Raw genomic sequence first — 21,033 nt, 5'->3', positions numbered from 1 at the left:
CGCCTCACCTCCGTCACAAGCGAGTGCCCAGCGCCAGGTGGCGGTCCACGGTGTGCGCGATGTGCTGCGGGTCGGCGTCGGTGCGGGCGTAGACGGTCACCGACGCCGACGGCTCCCGTTGCGCCTGGAGCTGCCCGGCCAGCGCTTCGTACTGCTCGTGCGTGAACACGGCCTCGGGCTTGCCGGTGCCGTTGTAGACAGTGGACAGGCCGGGCGGAAGCCAGCCGCCGCTGTCATAGCCGCGTGGGGTGGAGCCGACCGCTTGCTGGACGTTGAAAACGCTGCCGTAGCGGGCCTTGATGTAGTTGATGCCCGCGACGATGTTGGCGATCGGGTCGTAGATGTCGGCCGACAGCCGCTTATCCCGGTAGGCGCTGAAAGTGCCGCCGATGGTCTGCATGAGACCCCGGCTCGGATCCCCGCGTTGAGCGTTGACGTCCCAGTTGTTGATGGCGCGGGGATTGCCGCCGCTCTCCCGCATGATCAGGGTCCGCAGCGGTCCTTCCCAGGACGCGGGCACCCCGGCGATCATCATGCCGGTGCGGATCCACCCGGCCAGGTCGCCGCCGACGGTGGGCGCACCGCCTCCGCTTCCGGCGAACGGGTTGATCTTCTCCCACAGCCAGTGGACCGACTTGCCGATCAGCTCGGCGGGCATCTTGGCCAGCATCGTGATCCACGGGGAATCCGGGAACCCGATGCGCGACTTGATCCAGCCGATGGGGTCCTTGAACAGCGCGGTCGCGTTCTCTCCGATGCCCTCGGCGAAGGACAGCAGCGTGTCCACGATCCCGCCGCCGGCGAAGCGCGGGAACCCATCACCATCACCGACGGTGGCGGCCCGTCCGGATGCTGCGGCGTTGAGTGCCAGGACATTGGCCGGGCCGACCATCCGTGTGGCCTCCGGGGTAAGCACGGCTTCGCCCGGCGACAGCCACGCCAGCATCGTGTCCCGGCCCGGTTCGTAGCCCGGGATCAGCCCGCCTCCGGCGAAGGTGGGGATCATCGCCGCCTCTTGCAGCTTGCCCAGCCCGAGGAAGTCGGCCACCCAGTTCCAGACGGCGCGGATTCCCCGGTTGTAGACCCAGTCGATGACGAAGTTGACCGGCGTGGCCGCGATGTTCTTGATCTTGGACCAGACATCGCCGATCCACGTCACGGCTTGATCGAAGGCTTCGCCGACGGAGCGCACCGCCGACTTCGCCGCCTCGAACGCCGGGCTGATCGCGTTGGCGTAGACCCACCCGATCACTGCGCCCACTGCGTCCCAGGCTGGGCGGATCCGCTGCTGGTAGATCCAGGTGAAGAAGTCGCCGAGCTGGCCCAGACCCCACTGGATCCAGCCGAACACGACCCCGATCGTTCCATTGTAGACAGACGAGATCGTGTTCCCGATTCCCGTCCAGGCCGGGACGATCTTCTGCTGCCACAACCAGCTCGCGGTGTCGCCGACCCGCCGCAGGCCGTCGACCACGACGCCCACGACCCAGCCGATGGAGTGGTCGTAGAGCCACACGAACGCCTGCCCGATACCGGCCAGCGCGGGCGAGATCTTCGCCTGCCAGAGCCAGGTGCACCAGTCCCCGAAGGCGATCAGCGCTCCCACGATGGCGTCGATGGCGGGCTTGATGTATCCGGTCCACAGTGCCGTCGCTCGTTCGCCGACCCAGGAGAAGAACGGGGAAAGCGCGTTGGCCCAGAGCCAGGTCGCGATCGCGGCGAGGGCCTGAAAGGCAATCACCCAGGGTGCGACCAGGACCGTGACGATTACCGCGACGAGCGTGCGTGCGGCGAGGCCGATGAAGCCGAACACCGGGGAGAGCACGTTCGACCACAGCCACGATGCCGCCGCGCCGACCGCCTGAAACGCGACGACGACACCGTTTTGCCAGATGGTGACGAAGAATTCGCCGACCGCGACCGCTGCCGAGGCGATCCCGTCCAGCGCCGGTTTCAGCGCGTTTTGCCAGGCCCACAGCGCCGCTGTCTGGATCGCCGACCAGCATGCGAGCACGACATCGCGGAAGCCCTCGAAGTTGTTCCAGGCGTAGATGACCCCGGCGACCAGGCCCGCGACCAGCGCGATCACGAACCCGATCGGCGAAGCGGTGAACGCGAGGCTCAGCGCGAGCCAGGCGATGCGCACCGCCATGATCGCCTTCTGGACGAACCCGATCGCCCCGGCGACGGTGGCGACCGTGGCCGCGATGCCGTACCAGGCGGCGAAGCCCGCCGCGATGCCCACCAGCAGCGGCATCAGCGGGCGCAGCCATTCCGAGACCGTGACCAGCGCGAGGCCGAGGACATCCCGCAGGACCGAGCCGGCCAGCCGCAGCCCGGCCAGCAGTGCCCCACCCAGGATTTCCGCGACCGGCTGCACCGCCGACCAAAGGTTTCCCAGTGCGGGCAGGACCGAGTCGGTCACGAACGCGCCGAAGTCCCGGAAGGCCGCTCCGGCGATCTCGGCGGCCGGGCGCGCTGCCTGCTGGAAACGGGTGATGAGGTCCGGCAGAGCGCCGAGCCCCTCGGTCAGCCCGCCCAGCGCGGACTTCACCAACGGCAGCGCTGGGGCGACCAGCCGCCCGAGGGCCTGGTTGACGTTGTCGGTGAAGTTCGACCAGATCCCGGTCAGGGTCGTGGCCTGGTTGGACATCATCCCGGCGAACGCCTGGGTTTCCCCGGCCGCGCCCCGGGTGCCCTGCTCGATGCCGGACATGAGCTTGGGGATCGCCTCGGCGCTGGCCACCACGCCCTTGGAGATCATGTCCTGCATCGCCGAGGTCGTGACGCCGTACTGGTTGGCCAGGATCCGCAGCGCCGGGATCCCGGCCTCGGTCAGCTGCAAGATCTCGTCGCCCTGCACCTTGCCCTTGGCCTGCATCTGACCGACCGCGAGCACGACCTGGTTGATCTGGTCGGCCGAGCCGCCCATGCCCGCCACGGCGTCACCGATCGCGGTCAGCGTCGGCAGTACATCCTGGGCGGCGAACCCGAAGGCCATAAGCCGCTGCGACCCGGTGGTGACGCTCGGCAGGTCGAACGGTGTTTTCGCCGCGAAATCCTGCAACTGCGCGACAAACCGCTGCGCCTGTTGCGCGGAGCCGAGCATCGTGGAGAACGCCATCTCGGCCTGCTCCTGGGAGGCCGCGAACTTCAGGCCCATACCGACCGCGGCGACGCCAGCCCCGGTGAAGATGGTCCCGGCCGACAGCCCGAACCCGGCCAGCACCGTGCCCGCGCCCCGGATCGGTGCGGTCAGGCCCCGGGTGATCGCCGACCCGGTGCGGCTCAGCGCCCCTGCCGACAGCGTGGACATCGCCGTGAACTGCGAGCCGACGCGGCTGGTCTGGTCGACCACGGTGCGCAGCCGTCCGCCGACGGTCCCGGCCGTGCCGGAAAACACCGAGGCGGCGGCGTTGCTGTCGGTGAATCCGTCGCGGACCCGGCCCAGGACCGGGTACAGGCGGCCGAACTGATCGAGTACCGGGGCCGTGCCCCGCGCCAGGGTGCTCATCGAGGTCGCCCCGGAGCGGGCCAGGTCATCGAACCGGCCGCGTAGCCGGGTCAGCGCGCCCGTCAGGCCGGTCTCGACTCCGCCGCCGACATTGCGCCCGACCTGTTGGCCTGCCGGTTCGCCGACGTCGGCGAGCTGGGACTTGATCTGTGATGCTGCCGAGCTGCCGAAGCCGCGCAGGCTGGGGAGAAGCTGGATGTAGGCGGATCCGGCCAGATACACGGGAGATCACCTCCCGAGCATCAGCCGCACTCGCTCCTGGTGACGGTGGTGACGGTCGGCCGCGTCCAGCCGGTCTCGTGCCAACGTCGGACGGGGCATGGAATCGGGCTTCTGGCTCTTGCCGGTGCGTTGAGCGTCCAGCGAGGCCCGGATGGTCAGCAGGATGTCGGCGATGTCGGTCAGCGCCGCCCGCTCCGGGGTCCAGGTGTGGGCGTCCACGCCCGGACGTGGCGCGGCCTGCGGGCTGGTGCGCTCGGCTTCGCGCTGTCGGCGAGCCAGCTCGTCGTCATCGCGGATGGCGACCTTGTAGTGGGAGTGATCCGGTAGCCGCTCGATCAGCCGGTACAGCTGCGGCCACGGGCGTCTGCCGGTGAAGAACTCCAGGATGTCGATCCCGAGTTCGTGCTGAACGTCGTACTCAAGGGCCTCGCCGTAGTCCTCGATCAGCGCGACGAGGCCCGCCCACCCCCCGGCGGCACCGGCGATAGTCCAAAGTGCTCAACCATGTCGGAGACCAAGCCGTTGAGCGCTCCTGCCGGGGCATGGCGCACCAGCTCAAACACGCGGTCGTACTGATCGCCGGTCAGCAGCTCCAGACGACGCCGGGAACTGAACGCCTCCTCGATCTCCAGCAGGACTTCGCCGGACGGAGCCTGGATGCTGATCTGGTCGCCGTCGTCCAGTTCGAGGACGAACGGCTCCTTCTTGGCCTCGGCGACGTAGCGGCTGTACTTGTAGGTCTTGGCCATCGTGGGGTGGTCTCCTTCTTACTCGGTCGTCTCGTCGGCCGGGGTGTCGTCGGTCTTGGTCGCCTTCCGGCGGCCGGGGCGACGCTCGGCGGGCTCGGTTTCCTCGGGCGCGGCCGGTTTGTCGGGAACGACGGTGTAGCCGTAGCCGAGGGTGAGGTTGCGGACCTCGGTGTCGTCATCGGTCCGGTACGTCCGGCCCGATGGGGCTCGGAGGGTGGGCATCGCGGTCCTCCTGGTGGTTGGGCGGGGTGGCCGGATACGTGAGGCGAAGGGTGTGGCGTGGCGCCGTGGCCACCCCAACCGCCAGCGCCGCGCCACGTCTCGAATGCCTCAGCCAGCCGACGGCGAGCTACCCACTCGGCTGCGCCTTCAAAGCTGCGCGAGTGCCCGTGCGTTTCGATTGGAGCGGCGTGGTCGCCAAGGGGCACGGCACGGATCAGTCAAGGGGCTTGAAGCGCCAAACCCAGTCAAGAGGCTTGGCTCCAAACCAGCGTTCAACCAGTTCGCGGCCCTTATCTGTCAGGGACACGTACCTCGCGTTCCGATCAGTGGCCACTTGCTTCATAAAATTGTTCGGACCCGGGCCGTCAGGGTGGCCGGACGGAAGCAGCCAGCCGTCATCGCGCAGCTCGATCAAGCCGTCAGACAGCAGGTCTCCGACCACCCAGATCATGCCATCGGGAAGCATCGGGCGACCGCGCCCAGGCATGTAGTCCACCAACCACCGCAGGAGTCGTAGTTCGAGGTCGGTGTAGCGGCTAGTCAGCACGCCCAGGTTGATCTTGTACTGCTTCATCGACTTGATGTCGATCTCACCGCGGGTCTTGCGAGCGTGGCAGGTCGGGCACAACGCGATCAAGTTGTCGAAATCGTGCCGCTGTACTTTCGCCCAGTCGACGATGTGATCAATATCGACCGGGTACTGCCGACACGTCGGAATCGCGCACCGGTGCCCTGCCTCAACCAGCACAGCACGGCGCAGCTCAGCGGGGATTGACGGACGATCGTTTGGCACCACGCAAGGGTAGGGTTCTGTCCCGACATCCAGAGCGACATAGGGCACCCACGAACGTCACGCTCCGTTCTGGCCGGCGGTCGCCGGAGCGGTCTTGAACCCCATGTCCTCCAGCAACGCCTTCCAGCCGGGGCCGCCGAAGAAGAACCGCATCGCCGTGCCCGCAGCCGCGTCGAAGTAGGCCGTGAACGTCACGTCGTAGCCAACAACCTCACCGTCGGACCACTTCTGGTCGCCGGTCGAGGTGACGGCGGCCCGTGGCGCGAGCTTGGCGACGTAGATCGTGTCCGCTCCCGCGCCGTCCTGGAACAGCCCCATCGCTCGGAAGTAGCGCGGGGCGGGACGCGTCGGGCGGTCGAAGGTGACTTCGCCCGTGGTCGAATCGGGGGTGACCTCGGCGAGGTTCACGCTCTCGTAGATCTCCAGGGTGCGCCGCTTGGTCTCCTGCGCGATGAACTTCAGCCCGTCGGTCTGCTTCACGATGTCGGTACGGGTGGGCTCGACCGCACCCCACGACTCCACATCCGAGGTGTCCACCGAACGCGACCACGTGGCCCCGTCGGACTTCTCCACCCAGCCGACATCCTCATACCCCGATGGCAACGGGAGCAGCTGCGCCGCGTCGCCCGTCGTCAGCGCCGTCGGCAACTCCGCGGACTCGTCGGCGATGAACACCGAGCCCTCCAGAGCCTTACGGATCAGCTGGTTCTTCTTGTCGCGCAGAGCTTCGTAGCTCGTCCCTGATGGAGCGGTCATCACGTCTCCTCTTGTTCAAATCCCGGACACCGACCGTGACGGATGGGTACGCTGCGTTGCGTGGTTGTGCACAGACGTGGATCAAGCCTGGTCACGAAGGAATTCCGCGACCTCGGCAAGGTATTAGTGACAATTGATGGACTCCAGGCGCTTTGTGACGAGATAAAACGTCTCGACGGGGACGGCGACGCCCCCGTGATGGAATTCAACGGCGGCACTTTCGATGAGGCAGTGGACCTCCGCTCTCTATCTGACCTTGAGTCACAGCAACTCGCAGTGAAGGGCAAAACTGTCGAAGTTCACCTTTCTCGAAGTTCCGCAGAGGCAGTCGGAGATCCTGAAACATGTGAAGCCGTGTACGGCCACTGGGCACGTTCGCGACAAACGAAGCAGCGGGCAACTCGGCCACGATGGCACGAGATCCTATTTGCTTTGGTATTCGGATCGGTGGGACTGCTTATTTTTGGCCGCACAATATTTCTACTTCTAGATTGGAATGCGACGCGACTCAACCCTGAAGGTGTTCCTTACTCGCCGCTCCAACTAATCGTCGGCGCCGTTGTTATATTTGGAATGGGTGCAGCATTCCTGTATGGCGCCAAGGTGGCCATAAAGGAGACAATTGGGTCGTATGCAATTATTCGCGCCGTCACAGAAGATGAGTACAGGAAGGAGCGAGCGACGACCGTTCGCCATTGGCAAACTGCCACGATCGCACTTGCTGGCGTCTCTGCAACCCTTCTGATCGGAATGTTGACGCTGCTGTTTAAGAGGTAGCCCGGGGGCGACGCCACGACAGCCGGAAGTAGCCGAGGACGCGGCGGATGTCCTCGGTGTGCGCGTACGGGGTTTGGGTAGGCGGGTTGTCGGTGCGGGCGTTGTCGATGAGCACGCCGTGCGCCACCGTGCGGGGGCTGCCGAGGATGGCCTGTCGGCATTGTTCGGCGAGCTGCCACGCCTGCTCGCGGTCCTGGCCGTAGCAGGCGATCTCCATGCGGGGATGGTCGGTGATCCCGTCGTCGCTGCCGCCGACCCGGTTGACGCGGATCAGCGGCGGAACGAGGGTGGCCGGGGTCGCGGTGACGGTCGATGCCAGGGGTTCGAGCAGGGCCATGACGACGGTCTCGGCGTCGGGGAACGGTGGCAGGACCAGGCCCACCGCTAGCCCGCTTCCACGATGTCGATCGTGCGGGCGAGCACGTGGTGCGGGTGCGGCTGGTGGGCGTTGCCCCATTCCACGGCCGCCGAATGCCCGGCGGTCGCGACGATCAGCCCGACGGCCCGGTCCTGCCGTGGTCCGCCGAGGCCGCCGTCTTCGGCGTGGATGCCCGCCGCGTACTCGCCGCTGCGGTGCGGGGCGATGCTCTGGGCGAACTGCGCGCCGCCTCGGGCACGGTCCATGACGAGCTCGTGGGTCTCGAGGCCGCGCAGCAGCTCGCCGAGCCCCTGGTGGTTGAGGACGACTTCCACAGTGGACATCAGCCGGTCACCCTTTCCAGGTTGATCACGCACACGCCCGAGCCCGGCACGAACGGGCTCAGGTAGCGCTGGGGTCCGCCGGTCACCGCCCAGTGGGTGCCATCCGGCAGCACGATCCGGTCGGTGGCCAGTACGTCGGCCTCCGGTCCGGTGTAGACGGTCATGCGGGCGGTGACCTGATCGGCGCTGTCGGTGTCCTCGGTCGAACCGCCCGGGGCCAGCACGCAGCCGGGGATCTCGTGCTCGGTGGGCGGCAGCGGATCGCCGTAGCGATTGGTGCCCGCCGGTCTGGAGACCGTGAGTACCTGCCCCGCCAGGCCCTCGGGGATCACGGGACGTCCAGGATCGCGCTGCCGGTGCCGACGCTGAAGGCCGCGCCGAGCCCGGCTGCCTTCCGTAGCCGGATGCGCTGTTCCCTGCTGAGATCCATGCCCTGGGGGCCCCCGCTGTCGGTATAGGTCGCCGCGTACGGGCCGATCGTGGTCGAGGCCGCACCGCCCGGCGTGGGCACCGCCGCTTTGGCCACCTCCAGGGCCACCGCGGTGACGTCGGGCGGCACAGGGTCGGGCAGCTCGCCGATCTCGCCGAGGATCGCCGCGAGCGTCCAGGTGTGGATCGCTGCGCCGGTCTCGGCCGAGACCGGGCGGCCCACCAGCGCGGCCAGGGTCTCGGCTGTGAACAGCTCGGCCATCACGTGCGCCGCGTTCTCCGGGCCTTGGCCGGGGCGTCCGTGCCGGGATCCTCATCCCCGCCGGCCTGACGTACTCCGAGCTCGGCCGGGAGGGTGCGCAGCCGGGCCGCCGTCGCGGCGTCGACCTCGGCCACGCCATCGGTGAACCGCACACCCAAATCGCGCACGTACAGGCCGGGATGCCGCTGGCAGGTGAACTTCACGACCGCCCTCCCTTCCGCTTCGGCTTGTTGCGGCTGCCGGTCTTCGGGCCGGGTTTCGCCCGCGCCCGGAAATCCGTTTGTCTTTCGGCGTCCCGGGATTCGGCGTGCCACCCATCACGCCTCCGGTGCGGCCGGGGCGGTGGTCAGTCCGGTGATCTTGCCGTGGGCGCGCTCGTTGCCGTAGTTCAAGCCGACCTCGCCGTAGATCTGGTACTTGTCGCTAGCGCCGCTCTTGGCCAGCGGCTCGGCGAACAGGAATCCGCGACCGGGGACGCGCAGGAACACCGGGGTCAGCTCGTCCAGCGACGCCACCACCACCGTGTCGGCGGGCATGTAGCGGTTGAGCATGATGTTGAGCCGCCCGAAATCCGTTTCGATGGTCTGCAAGCTAACGCCACCGACGTTGCGGGTCTGCTCCTGGTAGTTGCGGTCGGAGATGAACGCCTTGGTCAGCTGTCGCTTCTGGTAGGCGTTGCAGATCAGCGTCGCCGTCTCCGAGACGGTCAGGCCACCGTTCTCCCAGGTCATCTGGAGCAGGTCGATCACCATCTCGGCCGTCAGCGGCGCGGCGGTGGCGTTGGTGATCACGTTGGTCTCGATCGCTTGCAGCAGACCGCGTGTCTTGCGGGGCTGGGCGTTGTCGCCGGGCTGCGCGAAGCGGCCGGTGATGAAGCTCAGCTCGATGTCGCGGGCGATCTGCTCCAGGTGCCGCTGGGTCTGCCACGTCAGCTCGTCGCCGACCGGGTTGATCCCGCTGATCGACGCCGAGGTCGGCACGTTCGACCCGGTCGCGGCGTACTGGCCGGTCGCGGCCTCGCGGGTGTAGGTGATCGACAACGCCTCCTGGTGGATCTCCACCACGTTGAAGTTGTTCCACCGCGTCCTGGCCTCGGCCTCCGGGGCGTCGGCGCCCTCCAGGCGCTGCCGGGAGTCATCGGCGGCACGTAGGTCGTAGGACTGCCAGGTGAAAATCGTGGAATCGGTGGACTGGCCGCCGGTCAGCCCACCGATCGAGGCCAGCAGCGGCGTGTCGGTCGGCGTGACCGAGAACAACTCGCCGACGAAGTTCGGCGAGTTGAACGTGTTGAGCATGCCGGTAATGCCGGGCATCGCATCTCTCCTTGTCTGCTACGACGCCGACACCGCGACGTCGGTTTATCGCTGATCGAGCAGCTGCGCGGTCTTCAGGCGCAGCGCTTCCCGGTGATCTCCCGAGCGTTCGGCGTCGCGGATCTGCTCCGCCACCGACAGCGCGCCCCTCGCCCCCTGCCCCGGATCGGGATTGGGCCCCCGACGGCCGGATTCGGCCGCGCCGAGGTGCGGGCGGTCGGTGAGCACTTCGGCGACATCGCGGGCGATGGAGTCGATGTCGATCTCGCCGTCATCGCCGATGTAGCGGGCCTTGTCGTCGAGGTAGCGCGGTGCGTCGGCGGGGTTGGCCCAGCCGTGGGCGGCGGCGCGGATCTCGGCATCGATCGCGGAGATCAGCGCGGTCTGGGCACGGGCCTCGGCCTGCTCGGCGCGAGACTGCAATTTCTCGGCCTCGCTGCGGTTGGCTTCCTCGGCCTCGTCCCACTTCTTGGCCTTGGAGCTGTTCTCTTTGGCGCGGGACTCCCACTTGCGGGACTGCGCAAGGGTTTGTTCGTAGAGCGTGCGGTAGTCCTTCTCCGGTTCGGCCTGCGCGGGCGTTTCGCCGTGCGGCGGACTCGCCGGCTGGGACTCACCAGCGGAGCCGGAGGGAGTGGTGTCGTCGGTCCCGCCGTCGGCGGGCGCGTCGGTGGTGGTATCGGACATGGTGGTTCCTCCCGTGCGGGATCTCCGGGCGGTGGCGTGCGCCTGCCCGGTCATGGGGTGCGGTGGTGCGCCGTGCGGCGCGACCGGCTTTAGCGGAGGTAGGCGTAGCGGCGCAGCTGGCGCACCAGCTCCTCGCGCCCCCATCCGAACTCATCGCCCAGCCGGAAAATCTCGCCCGGTGTCAGGCGAGGAGCTTTCGTCGTGCGGTACCGGCGGCCCGGTTCCTTATGCAGCTCGGCGTCCGTGCGTCGCCGCAGGCTGCCGTCGGGCCGGATCTCGTAGCCGCCGTAGAGAGCACGCTTGGTCGTGCCCGTGGTCGTGACCTGGAGGGTGCGGCCGAAGCTCTTGACCGTGGCCATCCCGCTCCGGGCATTGACCACCTGCGCGATGTCGCCGCCCATGCGGATCGTCTCGGCGTTGGCGGTGCCGAAGCGCCGGTTCTGCTCGGCCTCCGACATCTGCTCGAACAGCGCCCCCGGCTCGGTGCCCGGCTTTCCGTCGCGCCACTCGGCCCGGCTGACCGGGACCATCGTGCAGTCGCAGCGCGGATGCCGAAGAAATCCCGTGCTGTAGCGGTAGAACTTTCCGGCCAGCACGACGCAGCGATCACAGGCGGGAAGCCGGACCACGCGCTCGTGCCCGGCCGCGCCGGGGTGCGCGGTCTCGGCGATCTGCACCGCCGACCGCGCCGCGTCGCTGATCTCGGTCGAGGCGTAGGTCAGTGCGCGCCGCAGCCCGGCCTGGTGGGCATCCATCGGAGACATCCCCGCGAGTAGCTGTTCCAGCAGCCACAGATGCAGCGCCTTAGCCAGCCAGTCCAGGCTCATCCCGCCAGCGGTCACACCGCCGAAGCTCGCGGGCACCACCGAGGCGACCGCGCCCTCGTCGGTGTCGGCGAGGGCCTGGTCCACGAACCCGCCGGCCAGCGCTGCGGCGGCGACCTGAGCACTGCCCACCGCCCGGACGAACGCGGGCTCGATCGCCTCCGGGTAGGCGCTCGCCAACGCATCCGGCGCGACCTCGCGCCAAGCCCGCTGCACCTCATCGGCGGCCCGCCGGACGATCAACTGGGTGGCATCCTGGTGGTCACGCCCCAGCGCGGCCCGCTCGATCGCTGGGGCGGTCACGACGCCGGATGACCGGAGGTGGCCGGGCTCCGCTGCTGCTCGTCGGCGGCGGCGGGTTCGGCCTTCGGGCCGGTCTCGGCCGCCGGGTCGAAGACCCCACGGGTCACGTCCTCACGGTCCTCGCGCTCCATGTCCCGGATCTGCGCGGCCGTGTAGCCCAAGGTGCGGCGGGCCATCCGGCGCGGCACCAGCCGATCCGCAGAGTAGAGCTTGACCACCGCATCGGACTTCTGCGCGAAGGTGGGCGTCGCCGGATCGGCCCACATGGTCTCCATCCACCGCGCCTCGTCCGGCACCGAGCCGTCGCGCACCAGCATGACCAGCCGCATGATCCGCTCCCACGCGGTCTCGAAGCCCCGGATCCGGCGCTCGGCCCGCTTGACGTGGCGGGACTCGGCGGCGCGGATGCCATCGGCGGAGGCGGGGTTGTCGCTGGAGTAGCCGAGGTGGTGCAGCGCCAGCCCGGCGACCGTGGACACCTGTGTGGCCAGCGCCCGCAGCGTGTTGTGGAAGTTGGTCAGGTCCGCCTCGGCGAACTGGCCGACCTCCACGCCGTCGTCCTTCTTGGTCTTCGCGGTGGCCCAGATCTTGCCCGCGATGGTCTGCCACACCGAGACTTTCTTGCCGTCGGCGTCGCGGAAGTCGTCCTCATCGAAGCCCAGCGCCCACCGCCGGGGCATGGCATGGAACTCGGCGCTGATCATCATGTCCGTGGCGATCTTGCAGGCCGCGTCGGACAGCGGGATCACGTCGGTGAGCTCGCTGGTGCCCAGCGGCGCCCACAGCTGCGGCCGGTTCACGATCGGTACTACCAGGACCTCGCTGAGCCCGTGGTCATCGCGGGACACTTCGATGTAGCCGCCGCTGTCGCGGGAGACGACGAAGGTGACGGTGTAGTCCGGCAGGTACAGGGTGATGAAGTGCCGGACCTCGCCGTCGGGCAGCTGATCGTGCCAGCGCTTGATCGCCGCGATCACCCGCCGGGTCGCGGGGTCCAGCTCGACGTGGACCTCCAACGGCGACTCGATCGTCACCAGCGGGTACTGCGCGTCGCCAACCCTCGGGTTCGAGCCGACGATGGCGTAGGCCCGCTTCATCACCATCGCCGTGACGTGCGCCTGCTGGTATCCGGCGTCGAGGTCGTTGTACTGCGCGACGTGATCCAGGTCGGCGTCCAGCTCGGGCTTGCCGCCGAGCCGGAACCCCTGCAAGTCGATCCGTTCCTCCAGGGCATCGACCACCAGACGCGGCCAGTTGATCACCACCTGGCGGACCCGCTCATCCAGCGTCTCCACCAGCTCCGGATGCATGTAGGACAACCGCTGACGGCCCCCGTAGTAGGCCAGAAGCTCCTGCAACTCCGGAAGTTCGGCGTTGTGCTGCAAGATCAGCCGGGTCAGCCATTGCTGCTCGACCTGCGTGGGAGCGTCACCGATCGCCATCAGTTCACACCCCCTGGAACAGAATTAGTTGATCAACAAGATGCAGGATGCCGAGTCTTTACAAGTCGTTAGCGCGAACATTTTCCGAGGCCGAGGAGTCACTCTCGTCGTCATTCAAATCACTTTCATTTCGCTCGTGATCATTTTTGCGAACCATGCCTTCGAGCTCCCGTAGTGTCACCCACAAGTCGTTACCCATTTCTTTCCTGGAGGAATCTGAAAAGCCATCGCTTGTTCTCCATTTTCCTTCGGAAAGTTCGCCGCGAGGGCTTCGCTTCCACTCAACTTGAGTCACGTCCGTAAATTGAATTGCGATTCCTTTTTCCTGGCTGAGTTCATAAAGAATTTTATGTAACTGTCCCTTGGTCCGCGAAATTCACCCCCGAACTCTTCCTTCAGGGAAGAGTGGCTCTCCCCGGCGATGCGCTGGACCTCTGCCGTCAACTTCGCCAGTGAAATTCTCAATGGCTTCTTCGTGGGCGGGAGGGTGTCGGCCTGCCAAAACCGCTCCGGGATACATACAGGGAAGGCGAAGAAGTTAAACACAGGCAGGTCACTGCTGTTCATGCAGCGGAGAACCAGCTCTTTTTCCGACCGGCCATTGTTTCCAAAAACGACCTCTACTGTGATCCAGGCGGCCACTTTGTTCGCCTGTTCGCGATCTTTACTTCGAATCGTTTGTTTTAACGTTTCATCTGAATTCTTGACTTGTCGCCACGCTGCACGTGCAGCCAAGGCGGCAGTGCTAAACGCTGCGAGCGAACCGATCGCGGACACCCATGACGGAACGTTTCCCCAGTCGACCATGGCGATGAATACTAGCGGATTTCCTGTTTCACGAGGGCCATCGGCGCACTATCTGACGATCATGCGCCCGGACCGTGCGTGCTTCTGCGCCAGCTCCCGCCAGCGCGTCACCGCCATCGCGGCCGTGGGTACCGCGTCGATGCGTTTGCCGACGGCGGCGCGGTCGGGTTTGTCGGGACGGAGCTGGTCGGCGTCGCCTGGTGGGTGGCGGACTTCCACGGCGTCGAAACACCACCCGGCGACCGGGTTGGCGTGGTGGGTCCAGCCTCGTGATTTGGTCAGCGCCATCAGCTCGGTCATGCCGTAGGTGAGCCCGCGGTAGGTCTGCGGGATCGACGCGAGGTCCAGCCGTGTTTTCTTCTGGATCTCCTGCCGCACCGGTTCACCGGACCATTCGTCGTATCCGGCGGCCATCACCTTGAAGTCGCGGCAGTCGGCGGCGATGTCGGCGTAGATGACGTCGTAGTCGATGACATCGCCCGGCGTGACGGTGATCCAGCCGCCGTCGGCCCACTGCGAGACCCGCCCGTTGGTCCGGGAATCGAGGAAGTGCACCGCCGACTCCGGCAGCCAGAAGCGCCACAGCATCGAGGGCATCCCGTCCAGCCCGTCCGGAATGACCAGTGCCCACGCGGTCATGTCGAGCTTGGCCGCCAGGTCGAGGCCGCCGTAGGCCCGCCGTCCGGCCAGCTCGGCGCGCAGCCAGTCCGGGGCTGGTGCGACGGTGCCCGCGCACTGGCGGTAGAGGTGCATCGGCATCCAGCGGTGCGACTGCTGCACCCACTGGTTCAGCCGGTACTGCCGGAACGCGTTCTCTTTGCTGGGGTCGTTCTTGGCCTCTTCGGCTTCCTGCCGCAGGGACCGGATCGAGAGGAAGTCGCCGAGTGCGGGGTTGGCCAGCGGCCAGTTGCGCTCGTCCCAGGGGTCGGCGTCCTCGGGAACATTGCGGACGTAGGCGAAGCGGTGCTTGGCGCGGTCGGGGTCGTCCATGATCCGTACGCACTCGTCGTGTTCGGATCGTGCGAAGCTCGCTGGGTCGTCGCCGGCGGTCGTGGCGGCGATCATCATCGGCTGCATCCGCGTGCCCATGCCGGTGCGCATCGCATCCCACAGCCGGGCGTCGCGCTGCGTCAGCACCTCGTCGAACACGACCCCGTGGGGGTTGTGGCCGAGGTTCCCGGCCGCGTCGGCGGCGACGACTTCGTAGTAGGAGCCGGTGCGCTCGTCGATGATCCGCTTGATGTGGTCCTTGACCACCAGGCGGGCTGAGAGCACCGGGGAGAGCTTGACCATCCGGGCGGCGACGTCGAAGACCTTGGCGGCCTGGCCCCGGTCCATCGCGCAGCCGTAGATCTCCGCGCCCTCCACACCGTCACCGACCAACAAGTACAAGGCGATGAAGGCCAGCAGCTCGGACTTGCCGTTCTTGCGCGCCAGCTCGATCCAGCCGATCTGATACCGGCGGACGTAGGACTCCCACTCCGGATCCCAAGCGACCTCGCCGAACAGTGGCTCGATGATGTCCTCACGTTGCCAGGGCGCGAGAACGAACGGCCGGCGAGCCCACTTGTCCTTCGTGTGCACGCACAGCTCGGCGCAGAACGCCGCCGCGTGTGCGGCCCTCGGACGGCAGAAGTGATCGCCGCGCTCGCGGCAGACCTCGCCATCGAGGGTGAACCCGCACTCGGGCAGCTCAGGAGAGCAGGCGTTCGGCACCTGGCCCCTTGGCGGCGCCGCCCACGTCCACCTTCAGCTGCGTGCGGTCAGACGGGGTGAGCCCGAACCTCGCGCCATACTGCGCGAACGTGGACTCGGCCTCGCGCTGGACCGTCAACGCGGGGTTCTTCACGAAGCCGTTCGGCCCCTGCACCAGCAGCGCCGAGCCGTTAACCAGCTTGGTCGCCTGCTTGTACCGGGCCAGCGCCTCGCAGACCACCACGAAAGCGTCCACGTCCCACGGGGTCAGCACGCCGACCGCGATCAGGCTGGGTGCCAGCCGATCCCACGTGGCGCGGGCGTCATCGGACAGATCCCCCGGCGGCACGATCTCACCTTCGGGCGGCATCGGCTCGGCGTCGTTGATCCGGTCGGAGCGGTCACCGTGCAGAACTTTCAGCGCCGTCGGCTTCGGCTTGGTTCCCCGCGATCCCATCGCAACTCCCTTCCCTTGCAGAGAGCACCGAGGACTGCACGGCGTTTTCCCTGGAGTGACGTCTTTGCCGGTGTCTTCTGGCTCGATTTGTTCGCCGAGTTCAGCGCAACGCGGCGATGCGTTGTGATCCCATGCGCCTCAGCGTTGGGCGACACGCGGCTCCGCTCGTAGATGAGGGAGAGGACTCAGAATCCGAACGCACCGCCCTCGATGAGGATCAGTAGTCCGATACCGATCAGGACCACGGGAAGCAGGATGTGACCCCAGCGGGCCAGGGCGCGGGCGATTACCGGGCGGCTGGCGAAGAACCGGCCGAGCAGACACCAGACTGCGACCAGCGCAAGGAACACGACGACGAACACGATCAGTCCGACCGTCCCGACAGTGGCGAAGACCGGCACGTAGACGCCGATGTTGTCGCCGCCGTTAGCGAAGGTCACCGTGGCGACCGCGAATACGGTCGGGCCGCTGCCCGTCGCTGTAGCAGGCTCGTTTCCGCCGGAAGCGTCGTGGCGCTCGCGCCAGGCTTGCCAGGCGGCGCGGAGGCCGAGAGCCAGCGGCAATAATCCGAGGTAGGGGGTCATCTCAGCGGGCAGCAGCCCGGCACCGAGCGCGCCCACGATCGAGGCAATCAGGATCGCGGCGAACCCGAGATACTGGCCGACCACCACCCGGACAGCGCCACCCCGGTGCCCTGTGGCCTGACCGAAGAACAGAGCCAGAATGAGGATGTCGTCGACGTTGGTGGCTGCGAACATGCCGCTTGCCTGGCCAATGAGCCCCAGATCCACCACGGTCCTTTCGTCGCCGCTGTCTGAAGCGACTCTACGGAACGACCAGGACCGAAACGGGGTGACGGTCTCGGTAGGTACGACGAAGCCCCCGCCGGTCGGGGGGCATAAGAGCACGGGGGCTTCGTCGTGGTTCAGGTTTAATCAGGTGCCGGAGCTGCGTCCGCCAGCAGCGCCCGCCGCCCGGCGGCTGCGGAACATGCTGCCTGCCATCCGGCGGACTGCTCCGCCTGCGAGTCGGAACCGCATGACCTCCTCCTTCCCTTACTCGTCGTCCATCTCCACGCCGAGCACGCGGGCCACGGCGTAGCCGTCCATGTACTTGTCACCGATGGCGACGGCGTGTCCTACCTCCACCCGCTCAGCGACCCGGCCAGCCATGAGCCGGTGCCGGTGGAGGCCCCACCGAACTGGCGCGGACGGTGCGACTTCTGCACGCTCGCTGTACCCGAGTTTCTTTTGCCAGCGAGGGATTTCCGTGTTCCTCACCATGACAACGAGATGAGTCTTGGGAACTGGGCGGCCTGTTCGTTCTGCGCCATGCTGATCGACTCGAACCGCTGGAGCGAGCTGGGCCGCCGGGCGGCGACCGGACACGAGAAGCTGCACGGCGTCCCGCCGGATGAGCAGCGGCTCACCTCGTCCGGGCGCTCTACCGCGAACTGCGCAAGCACATCAGTGGCTCGCTCCGCCCGATCGGAGGCCAGCAGTGATGCGGCACTCCCCAACACACCAGGGCTGCCAGGCCTTCCGGTTCGCGGCCTGGAAATGGTGCATCAACACCGCCGAGGTACTGATCGACGCCGACGGAGAGGCCGCCGCGACTTTCTACGAGCAGAGCGGCATCACCACCCTGGACCAGTTCCTTCCGCTGGAACCGGCCGAGCCGGGCTTCATGCGGCTGATCGAGATCGGGATCGACCACGACTACGCCATGACCCAGACCGATCTGGGGAAGCCGATCATCGTCGCTCCGGTCGCACCGGAGACCGGTGATAACGGCGTGATCGTGATCGATGGCTGGCACCGGGTCTACCGGGCTCGCAAAGAAGGACGCGAGCACCTGCCGGTCTACCTGCTGACTCCGTACGCCGAAAAGGCTTCTCGCATACCGATCTTCGCCTAGGAGGGCAGCATCGTGATCAATTGGAATCCCCGCGATCTGCCAGATCTGCGGTTGCGCATGTTGGATTTCTGGAAAGGCTCCACCTGTGTCGACTGGGCCTCGCATGTCATGGGCCTGAAGGAAGACGTGCCCGACCACGTGCGGAAAGACACCGCCGAGGTGATCCGCACCAGCGTGGCCGATAGCGCGTTGTTCCACGTCGATGACGTGACGGCCGTGATGGAAGAGATGGATGATCTGCGCGTCGACGAGTACGGATTCATGCCGTGGGACCTGCCCTCACCACGGGGGTTCATGTACTTCGCCGACGGGCAGGACCCCACCGAGCCGGAAGACGAACTGTCGGTGGTGTTGACGTGGTGTGTGTACGACGCCGTGGAGGGATTTGATTTCCCGCACGGGGTTGTGGACCTCTTCGTGCACGTTCCGAAGGCCGGGGTACGGAGGGATGTCCTTAAGGATCCGGAGTATCCCACGAAGTTTGATGCCGAGTTTCCCGATCATGTGCTCGTGCACTACGTCACGGTCGGTTTCGCGGAGAACAGCGAAGACCTCACCTTTCATGCGCTGGACAAGGCCTCGGCCTTGTTCGTGCGCATGCTGTTCTCGGTGTGCCACATGCTGCGGCAGACCGAGATGGCCACCGAAGTCCCGCACCGGATGTCTCGCCGTCGGCATCAGCGGGCGGGCCTGGAACCGCCCGAGATCCGCGTGATCCGCTTGCGGCGCTCAGGTAGCCCCGCCGAGACGGCGGAGTCCCGGAAGGCATGGCGTCACCGCTGGAAGGTGCGGGAGCACTACCGGCGCCAGTGGAACCCGAGCCTCGGGGCACACCGTCCGAAGTTGATCGAGGAGTACGAGAAGGGGCCGAAGGATGCTCCGCTGATCAGCGGGCAGAAGGTCCACAGGATCAACCCGGACTGAGCGGAGGTTAACGCCATGTTGAACGATCGCCCCGGCCGTTCGCCGGCCGGGGCTATCGTGTCTTCCTGTGATGTGTCAGCAAGACAGGGAGACGCGCCGATGATACGTGACCCGCTGATTCCACGGCTGGTCTCGGTACCCGAGGCTGCCGACATCTTGGAACTCAAGCGCTCGCGGGTCCATCAGCTCGTGACCGGAGGCAAACTTCCAGGTGCATGGTCAGGCAGCGCCATCGTCTTGGCCGAAGAGACTGTTCGCCGGTACAAGGCCGGTGAGCGGTTCGCGTTCCCGGCCCTGCTCGTGATCTATGCCTACGACGACGCCGCCGAAGGGTGGACCGAGGTCGAGCGCCGGGCGGTGAAGCCGGACTACGTCCTGCCGGGGGCGTTTGGCCTGGACGAGATTGGTGGCGAGCCGGGCGTGAGCTACCGCGTGGAGCTGGTGGACAACGAGGACAAGACCATCGGAGTGGTCAAGGTCGGCGCCTGAGCGGGCCGAAGATCGGGGTTGTCAGGTGAGGGGGCAGAGCCACACTCCTCGAACCTGATAACCCCGATCTTGCACGACGGCCGGGGTGTTGGCAAGGCAGGTTCAGGCGGCGTGTCGAGGCTTACTCACGTGCGCTAACGCGAGGTCGCGGACGTCGCCGAAGCGGAACACCGGGCGTCCGCTGGCGTCGGTGCCGTGCGGGACGATTCGGCCCCGGCTCACCCAGGAGTCCCAGGTGCCGCGTGGGATGGTCTTGTCCAGCAGTAGCCGGGTCCATCCGAGTGCGACCGTGGCGGTGACCCGGAGGTCGGCGGCGTAATCGATCATCCAGCGGCGGCGTTCGTCCACGTCGTGCTCGGTGCCGCAGGTCGCGCACCGGGCGGTATGGGATCCGGGCCGGGCATAGAGGTGGTCGGTGCATCGCTCTCCTTCCACCTGCGCGTCGCATGGTCCGGCGTAGATCCGGTCCGGTGGCCGGTCGATGACCTGGCGGACCCGGGCCACGACGCTGGTGATTTCGTCGTGCAGCTCGTCGGCGGCCGGGTGCAGCGCGAGCAGGTTGGGCAGGCCGACCAGCCACGCGACCGCAGCCGCGGTGGACCCTGCGGGAGGCAGCAGGTGCGGGTTGCGCTCGTGGACCTCCCGCGCCCAGGTCGAGACGGTGTTGGCCATTACCCAGCCGACCTCGCTGGCGGCTTCGTGGAACGGCACCGGTGTGCTCGCCGAGTGTGCGACCACGCCCGAGCCGGAGGCCATCACGTGCTGGCGAGACAGGGTGATGCCGAGTTCGGCGATCAGCCCGCGCCCGCCGTTGCCGTCGGAGATCAGCGGAGCGCGGCGAGCAGTTCGCCGAGGCAGCTCTGGCAGAGCATGTCGTTGGTCGGTCGGCCGCAGCCGGTGACGCAGGTGGTCATCGGTAGATCACCCACAGCGCAGTGACGAGCGCGAACGCGGCGGTCGATGCCGTGAAGGCGACCAGGCGAGCCCAGGTCGTCATGCGGCCACCTCCGGCGGTGTCCCGTAACCAGCGGCGTGCAGCAGCGGCACCAGGTCGGCGAGCTCAACGCGGGCGGGAACGTGCAGCCTGGTGTCGAGCACCGCCGGCCAGTCGTGCTGCCCGGCAGCGACCAGGGCGGCGAGGTCGCCGACAGGGAGCCAGGCCCACCACCTACCAGGATCGGCCTTGCCCGCACGGCGTTGGATGAGGATGCCGTAGTCAGCTCCCGCTGCGATGGCCTGCTGGGTGGTCTCGGCAAGAATCCGGGTGATGTCCAGACTGGACAGATCAGCACGAGCTTTGACCTGCCACACAAGCCGATCGGTGCCCCGGATGTCCCCGAGGTCCGGAGAGACCCGGTCGGCGCTGCGCCAGCCGGGGTCGGGCTTGCGTTCGGCGTCCGGCCAGCCGTGCCCGCGCAGGTAGCGCGCCGCGTGCCGTTCGTAGTTCTTGCCTTTGCGGTTGTTGGCCCGTCCGATCTCGGAGCGACTGCGGGTCGACGTGCTCACGGCGTACTCCTTCGGCCGGTCAACGGCGTTCGATACTGAGCGGGCCGTCCGGGACGGAACCGGCGATGTCGAGGTCGACGTAGACGCGGCCGAGCTCGGAGTTGCTGCGATTCGGGTAGAAGTCGGAGATCTCGCGGATGCGGTACTGGACCGGCGCGGTGATCGTGGGCAGCAGCTCGGCGAGCGCGGCCGTGGTGATCTGGTTTTCGCTGCGGGTTCCGGTGAGGCGGATCTTCATCTGGGCTC

Annotated in this window: 26 protein-coding genes; 4 read left to right on the top strand and 22 right to left on the bottom strand. The window is 67.2% G+C overall.

Translation table 11 applies throughout. The annotated features are described in order from the left end of the window. Positions 1-13: 13 nt before the first annotated feature. The 6 genes from SSPN_RS0117645 to SSPN_RS0117620 all read right to left on the bottom strand — a co-directional run bounded on the left by SSPN_RS0117645 (position 14) and on the right by SSPN_RS0117620 (position 6,256). Positions 14-3,736: a tape measure protein gene (locus SSPN_RS0117645; RefSeq protein WP_010696627.1), complete on the bottom strand. Its 3,723-nt coding sequence runs from the start codon at positions 3,734-3,736 to the stop codon at positions 14-16. A 6-nt stretch (positions 3,737-3,742) separates the two neighbouring features. Further along, positions 3,743-3,955 (bottom strand): hypothetical protein, encoded by a 213-nt coding sequence (locus SSPN_RS0117640; RefSeq protein WP_010696626.1) that lies wholly within the window; start codon positions 3,953-3,955, stop codon positions 3,743-3,745. A gap of 224 nt (positions 3,956-4,179) precedes the next feature. Next, a complete protein-coding gene (locus SSPN_RS0117635) occupies positions 4,180-4,485 on the bottom strand; it encodes a hypothetical protein (protein ID WP_010696625.1) in 306 nt (101 codons plus the stop codon). A gap of 18 nt (positions 4,486-4,503) precedes the next feature. Beyond that, complete coding sequence (locus tag SSPN_RS0117630; protein ID WP_010696624.1) at positions 4,504-4,707, bottom strand: hypothetical protein; 204 nt, start codon at positions 4,705-4,707, stop codon at positions 4,504-4,506. A 214-nt stretch (positions 4,708-4,921) separates the two neighbouring features. Continuing rightward, on the bottom strand, positions 4,922-5,548 hold the full coding sequence (locus SSPN_RS44325; protein WP_044573028.1) for an HNH endonuclease: 627 nt from the start codon (positions 5,546-5,548) through the stop codon (positions 4,922-4,924). Positions 5,549-5,557: 9 nt separating this feature from the next. Then, entirely contained in the window at positions 5,558-6,256 is a 699-nt protein-coding gene (locus tag SSPN_RS0117620) for a phage tail tube protein (protein ID WP_010696618.1), read from the bottom strand. Positions 6,257-6,316: 60 nt separating this feature from the next. Between SSPN_RS0117620 and SSPN_RS54935 the strand changes: the two genes are divergently transcribed. Next, positions 6,317-7,033 carry a hypothetical protein gene (locus SSPN_RS54935; protein ID WP_143539553.1) on the top strand — a complete coding sequence of 239 codons (717 nt, stop codon included), beginning with the start codon at positions 6,317-6,319 and terminating at the stop codon, positions 7,031-7,033. Here SSPN_RS54935 and gp17 read toward each other — a convergent pair. From gp17 to SSPN_RS0117550, 13 genes are all read right to left on the bottom strand, one after another. Then, positions 7,023-7,370 carry a tail completion protein gp17 gene (gp17, locus tag SSPN_RS0117615; RefSeq protein WP_455566939.1) on the bottom strand — a complete coding sequence of 116 codons (348 nt, stop codon included), beginning with the start codon at positions 7,368-7,370 and terminating at the stop codon, positions 7,023-7,025. The genes SSPN_RS54935 and gp17 overlap by 11 nt on opposite strands. A 47-nt stretch (positions 7,371-7,417) precedes the next feature. Next, positions 7,418-7,735 (bottom strand): hypothetical protein, encoded by a 318-nt coding sequence (locus tag SSPN_RS0117610; protein WP_010696614.1) that lies wholly within the window; start codon positions 7,733-7,735, stop codon positions 7,418-7,420. Then, positions 7,735-8,067: a hypothetical protein gene (locus SSPN_RS0117605; RefSeq protein ID WP_010696612.1), complete on the bottom strand. Its 333-nt coding sequence runs from the start codon at positions 8,065-8,067 to the stop codon at positions 7,735-7,737. The genes SSPN_RS0117610 and SSPN_RS0117605 overlap by 1 nt, the downstream gene beginning before the upstream one ends. Continuing rightward, a complete protein-coding gene (locus SSPN_RS0117600) occupies positions 8,064-8,426 on the bottom strand; it encodes a hypothetical protein (protein WP_010696610.1) in 363 nt (120 codons plus the stop codon). The genes SSPN_RS0117605 and SSPN_RS0117600 overlap by 4 nt, the downstream gene beginning before the upstream one ends. After that, positions 8,426-8,629, bottom strand: coding sequence for a hypothetical protein (locus tag SSPN_RS0117595; RefSeq protein WP_010696607.1), 204 nt, complete (start codon positions 8,627-8,629; stop codon positions 8,426-8,428). The genes SSPN_RS0117600 and SSPN_RS0117595 overlap by 1 nt, the downstream gene beginning before the upstream one ends. Positions 8,630-8,743: 114 nt before the next feature. Then, positions 8,744-9,739, bottom strand: coding sequence for an SU10 major capsid protein (locus tag SSPN_RS0117590; RefSeq protein ID WP_010696605.1), 996 nt, complete (start codon positions 9,737-9,739; stop codon positions 8,744-8,746). Positions 9,740-9,784: 45 nt separating this feature from the next. Beyond that, complete coding sequence (locus SSPN_RS48990) at positions 9,785-10,423, bottom strand: hypothetical protein (RefSeq protein WP_010696603.1); 639 nt, start codon at positions 10,421-10,423, stop codon at positions 9,785-9,787. 89 nt (positions 10,424-10,512) lie between these two features. Next, complete coding sequence (locus SSPN_RS0117580) at positions 10,513-11,550, bottom strand: VG15 protein (protein WP_010696601.1); 1,038 nt, start codon at positions 11,548-11,550, stop codon at positions 10,513-10,515. After that, positions 11,547-12,992 (bottom strand): phage portal protein, encoded by a 1,446-nt coding sequence (locus SSPN_RS44315; RefSeq protein WP_010696598.1) that lies wholly within the window; start codon positions 12,990-12,992, stop codon positions 11,547-11,549. Before SSPN_RS44315 ends, SSPN_RS0117580 begins: the two co-directional genes overlap by 4 nt. Positions 12,993-13,283: 291 nt before the next feature. Next, complete coding sequence (locus SSPN_RS54930; RefSeq protein WP_148271984.1) at positions 13,284-13,769, bottom strand: hypothetical protein; 486 nt, start codon at positions 13,767-13,769, stop codon at positions 13,284-13,286. A 78-nt stretch (positions 13,770-13,847) separates the two neighbouring features. Next, positions 13,848-15,515 (bottom strand): terminase large subunit, encoded by a 1,668-nt coding sequence (locus tag SSPN_RS0117560; RefSeq protein WP_010696587.1) that lies wholly within the window; start codon positions 15,513-15,515, stop codon positions 13,848-13,850. Beyond that, complete coding sequence (locus tag SSPN_RS0117555; protein ID WP_010696586.1) at positions 15,493-15,951, bottom strand: phage terminase small subunit P27 family; 459 nt, start codon at positions 15,949-15,951, stop codon at positions 15,493-15,495. Before SSPN_RS0117555 ends, SSPN_RS0117560 begins: the two co-directional genes overlap by 23 nt. Before the next feature lie 185 nt (positions 15,952-16,136). Further along, positions 16,137-16,742, bottom strand: a complete 606-nt coding sequence (locus SSPN_RS0117550; RefSeq protein ID WP_010696585.1) for a cadmium resistance transporter — start codon at positions 16,740-16,742, stop codon at positions 16,137-16,139. 712 nt (positions 16,743-17,454) lie between these two features. Here SSPN_RS0117550 and SSPN_RS0117535 point away from each other — a divergent pair. Genes SSPN_RS0117535 through SSPN_RS0117525 form a run of 3 tightly spaced genes read left to right on the top strand, consistent with a single transcriptional unit; the run spans position 17,455 to position 19,281 of the window. Further along, positions 17,455-17,868 (top strand): ParB N-terminal domain-containing protein, encoded by a 414-nt coding sequence (locus SSPN_RS0117535; RefSeq protein WP_010696582.1) that lies wholly within the window; start codon positions 17,455-17,457, stop codon positions 17,866-17,868. A gap of 12 nt (positions 17,869-17,880) precedes the next feature. Then, positions 17,881-18,792: a hypothetical protein gene (locus tag SSPN_RS0117530; protein ID WP_010696580.1), complete on the top strand. Its 912-nt coding sequence runs from the start codon at positions 17,881-17,883 to the stop codon at positions 18,790-18,792. A gap of 15 nt (positions 18,793-18,807) precedes the next feature. Then, the gene (locus tag SSPN_RS0117525; protein ID WP_143539556.1) at positions 18,808-19,281 is read left to right on the top strand and encodes a helix-turn-helix domain-containing protein; all 474 of its coding nucleotides are present in this window, start codon (positions 18,808-18,810) and stop codon (positions 19,279-19,281) included. 102 nt (positions 19,282-19,383) lie between these two features. Here SSPN_RS0117525 and SSPN_RS0117520 read toward each other — a convergent pair whose 3' ends face one another. The 3 genes from SSPN_RS0117520 to SSPN_RS44305 form a co-directional block, all read right to left on the bottom strand. Continuing rightward, positions 19,384-19,992, bottom strand: coding sequence for a hypothetical protein (locus SSPN_RS0117520; RefSeq protein WP_143539557.1), 609 nt, complete (start codon positions 19,990-19,992; stop codon positions 19,384-19,386). Positions 19,993-20,274: 282 nt separating this feature from the next. Further along, the gene (locus SSPN_RS56790; RefSeq protein ID WP_010696574.1) at positions 20,275-20,787 is read right to left on the bottom strand and encodes a PDDEXK family nuclease; all 513 of its coding nucleotides are present in this window, start codon (positions 20,785-20,787) and stop codon (positions 20,275-20,277) included. Between the two features lie 19 nt (positions 20,788-20,806). Then, complete coding sequence (locus tag SSPN_RS44305) at positions 20,807-21,025, bottom strand: hypothetical protein (RefSeq protein WP_010696569.1); 219 nt, start codon at positions 21,023-21,025, stop codon at positions 20,807-20,809. Positions 21,026-21,033 lie beyond the last annotated feature (8 nt).

This window comes from Saccharopolyspora spinosa NRRL 18395, assembly GCF_000194155.1.
Taxonomy (GTDB): domain Bacteria; phylum Actinomycetota; class Actinomycetes; order Mycobacteriales; family Pseudonocardiaceae; genus Saccharopolyspora; species Saccharopolyspora spinosa.
This window is presented reverse-complemented; position numbering and strand designations above follow the sequence as displayed.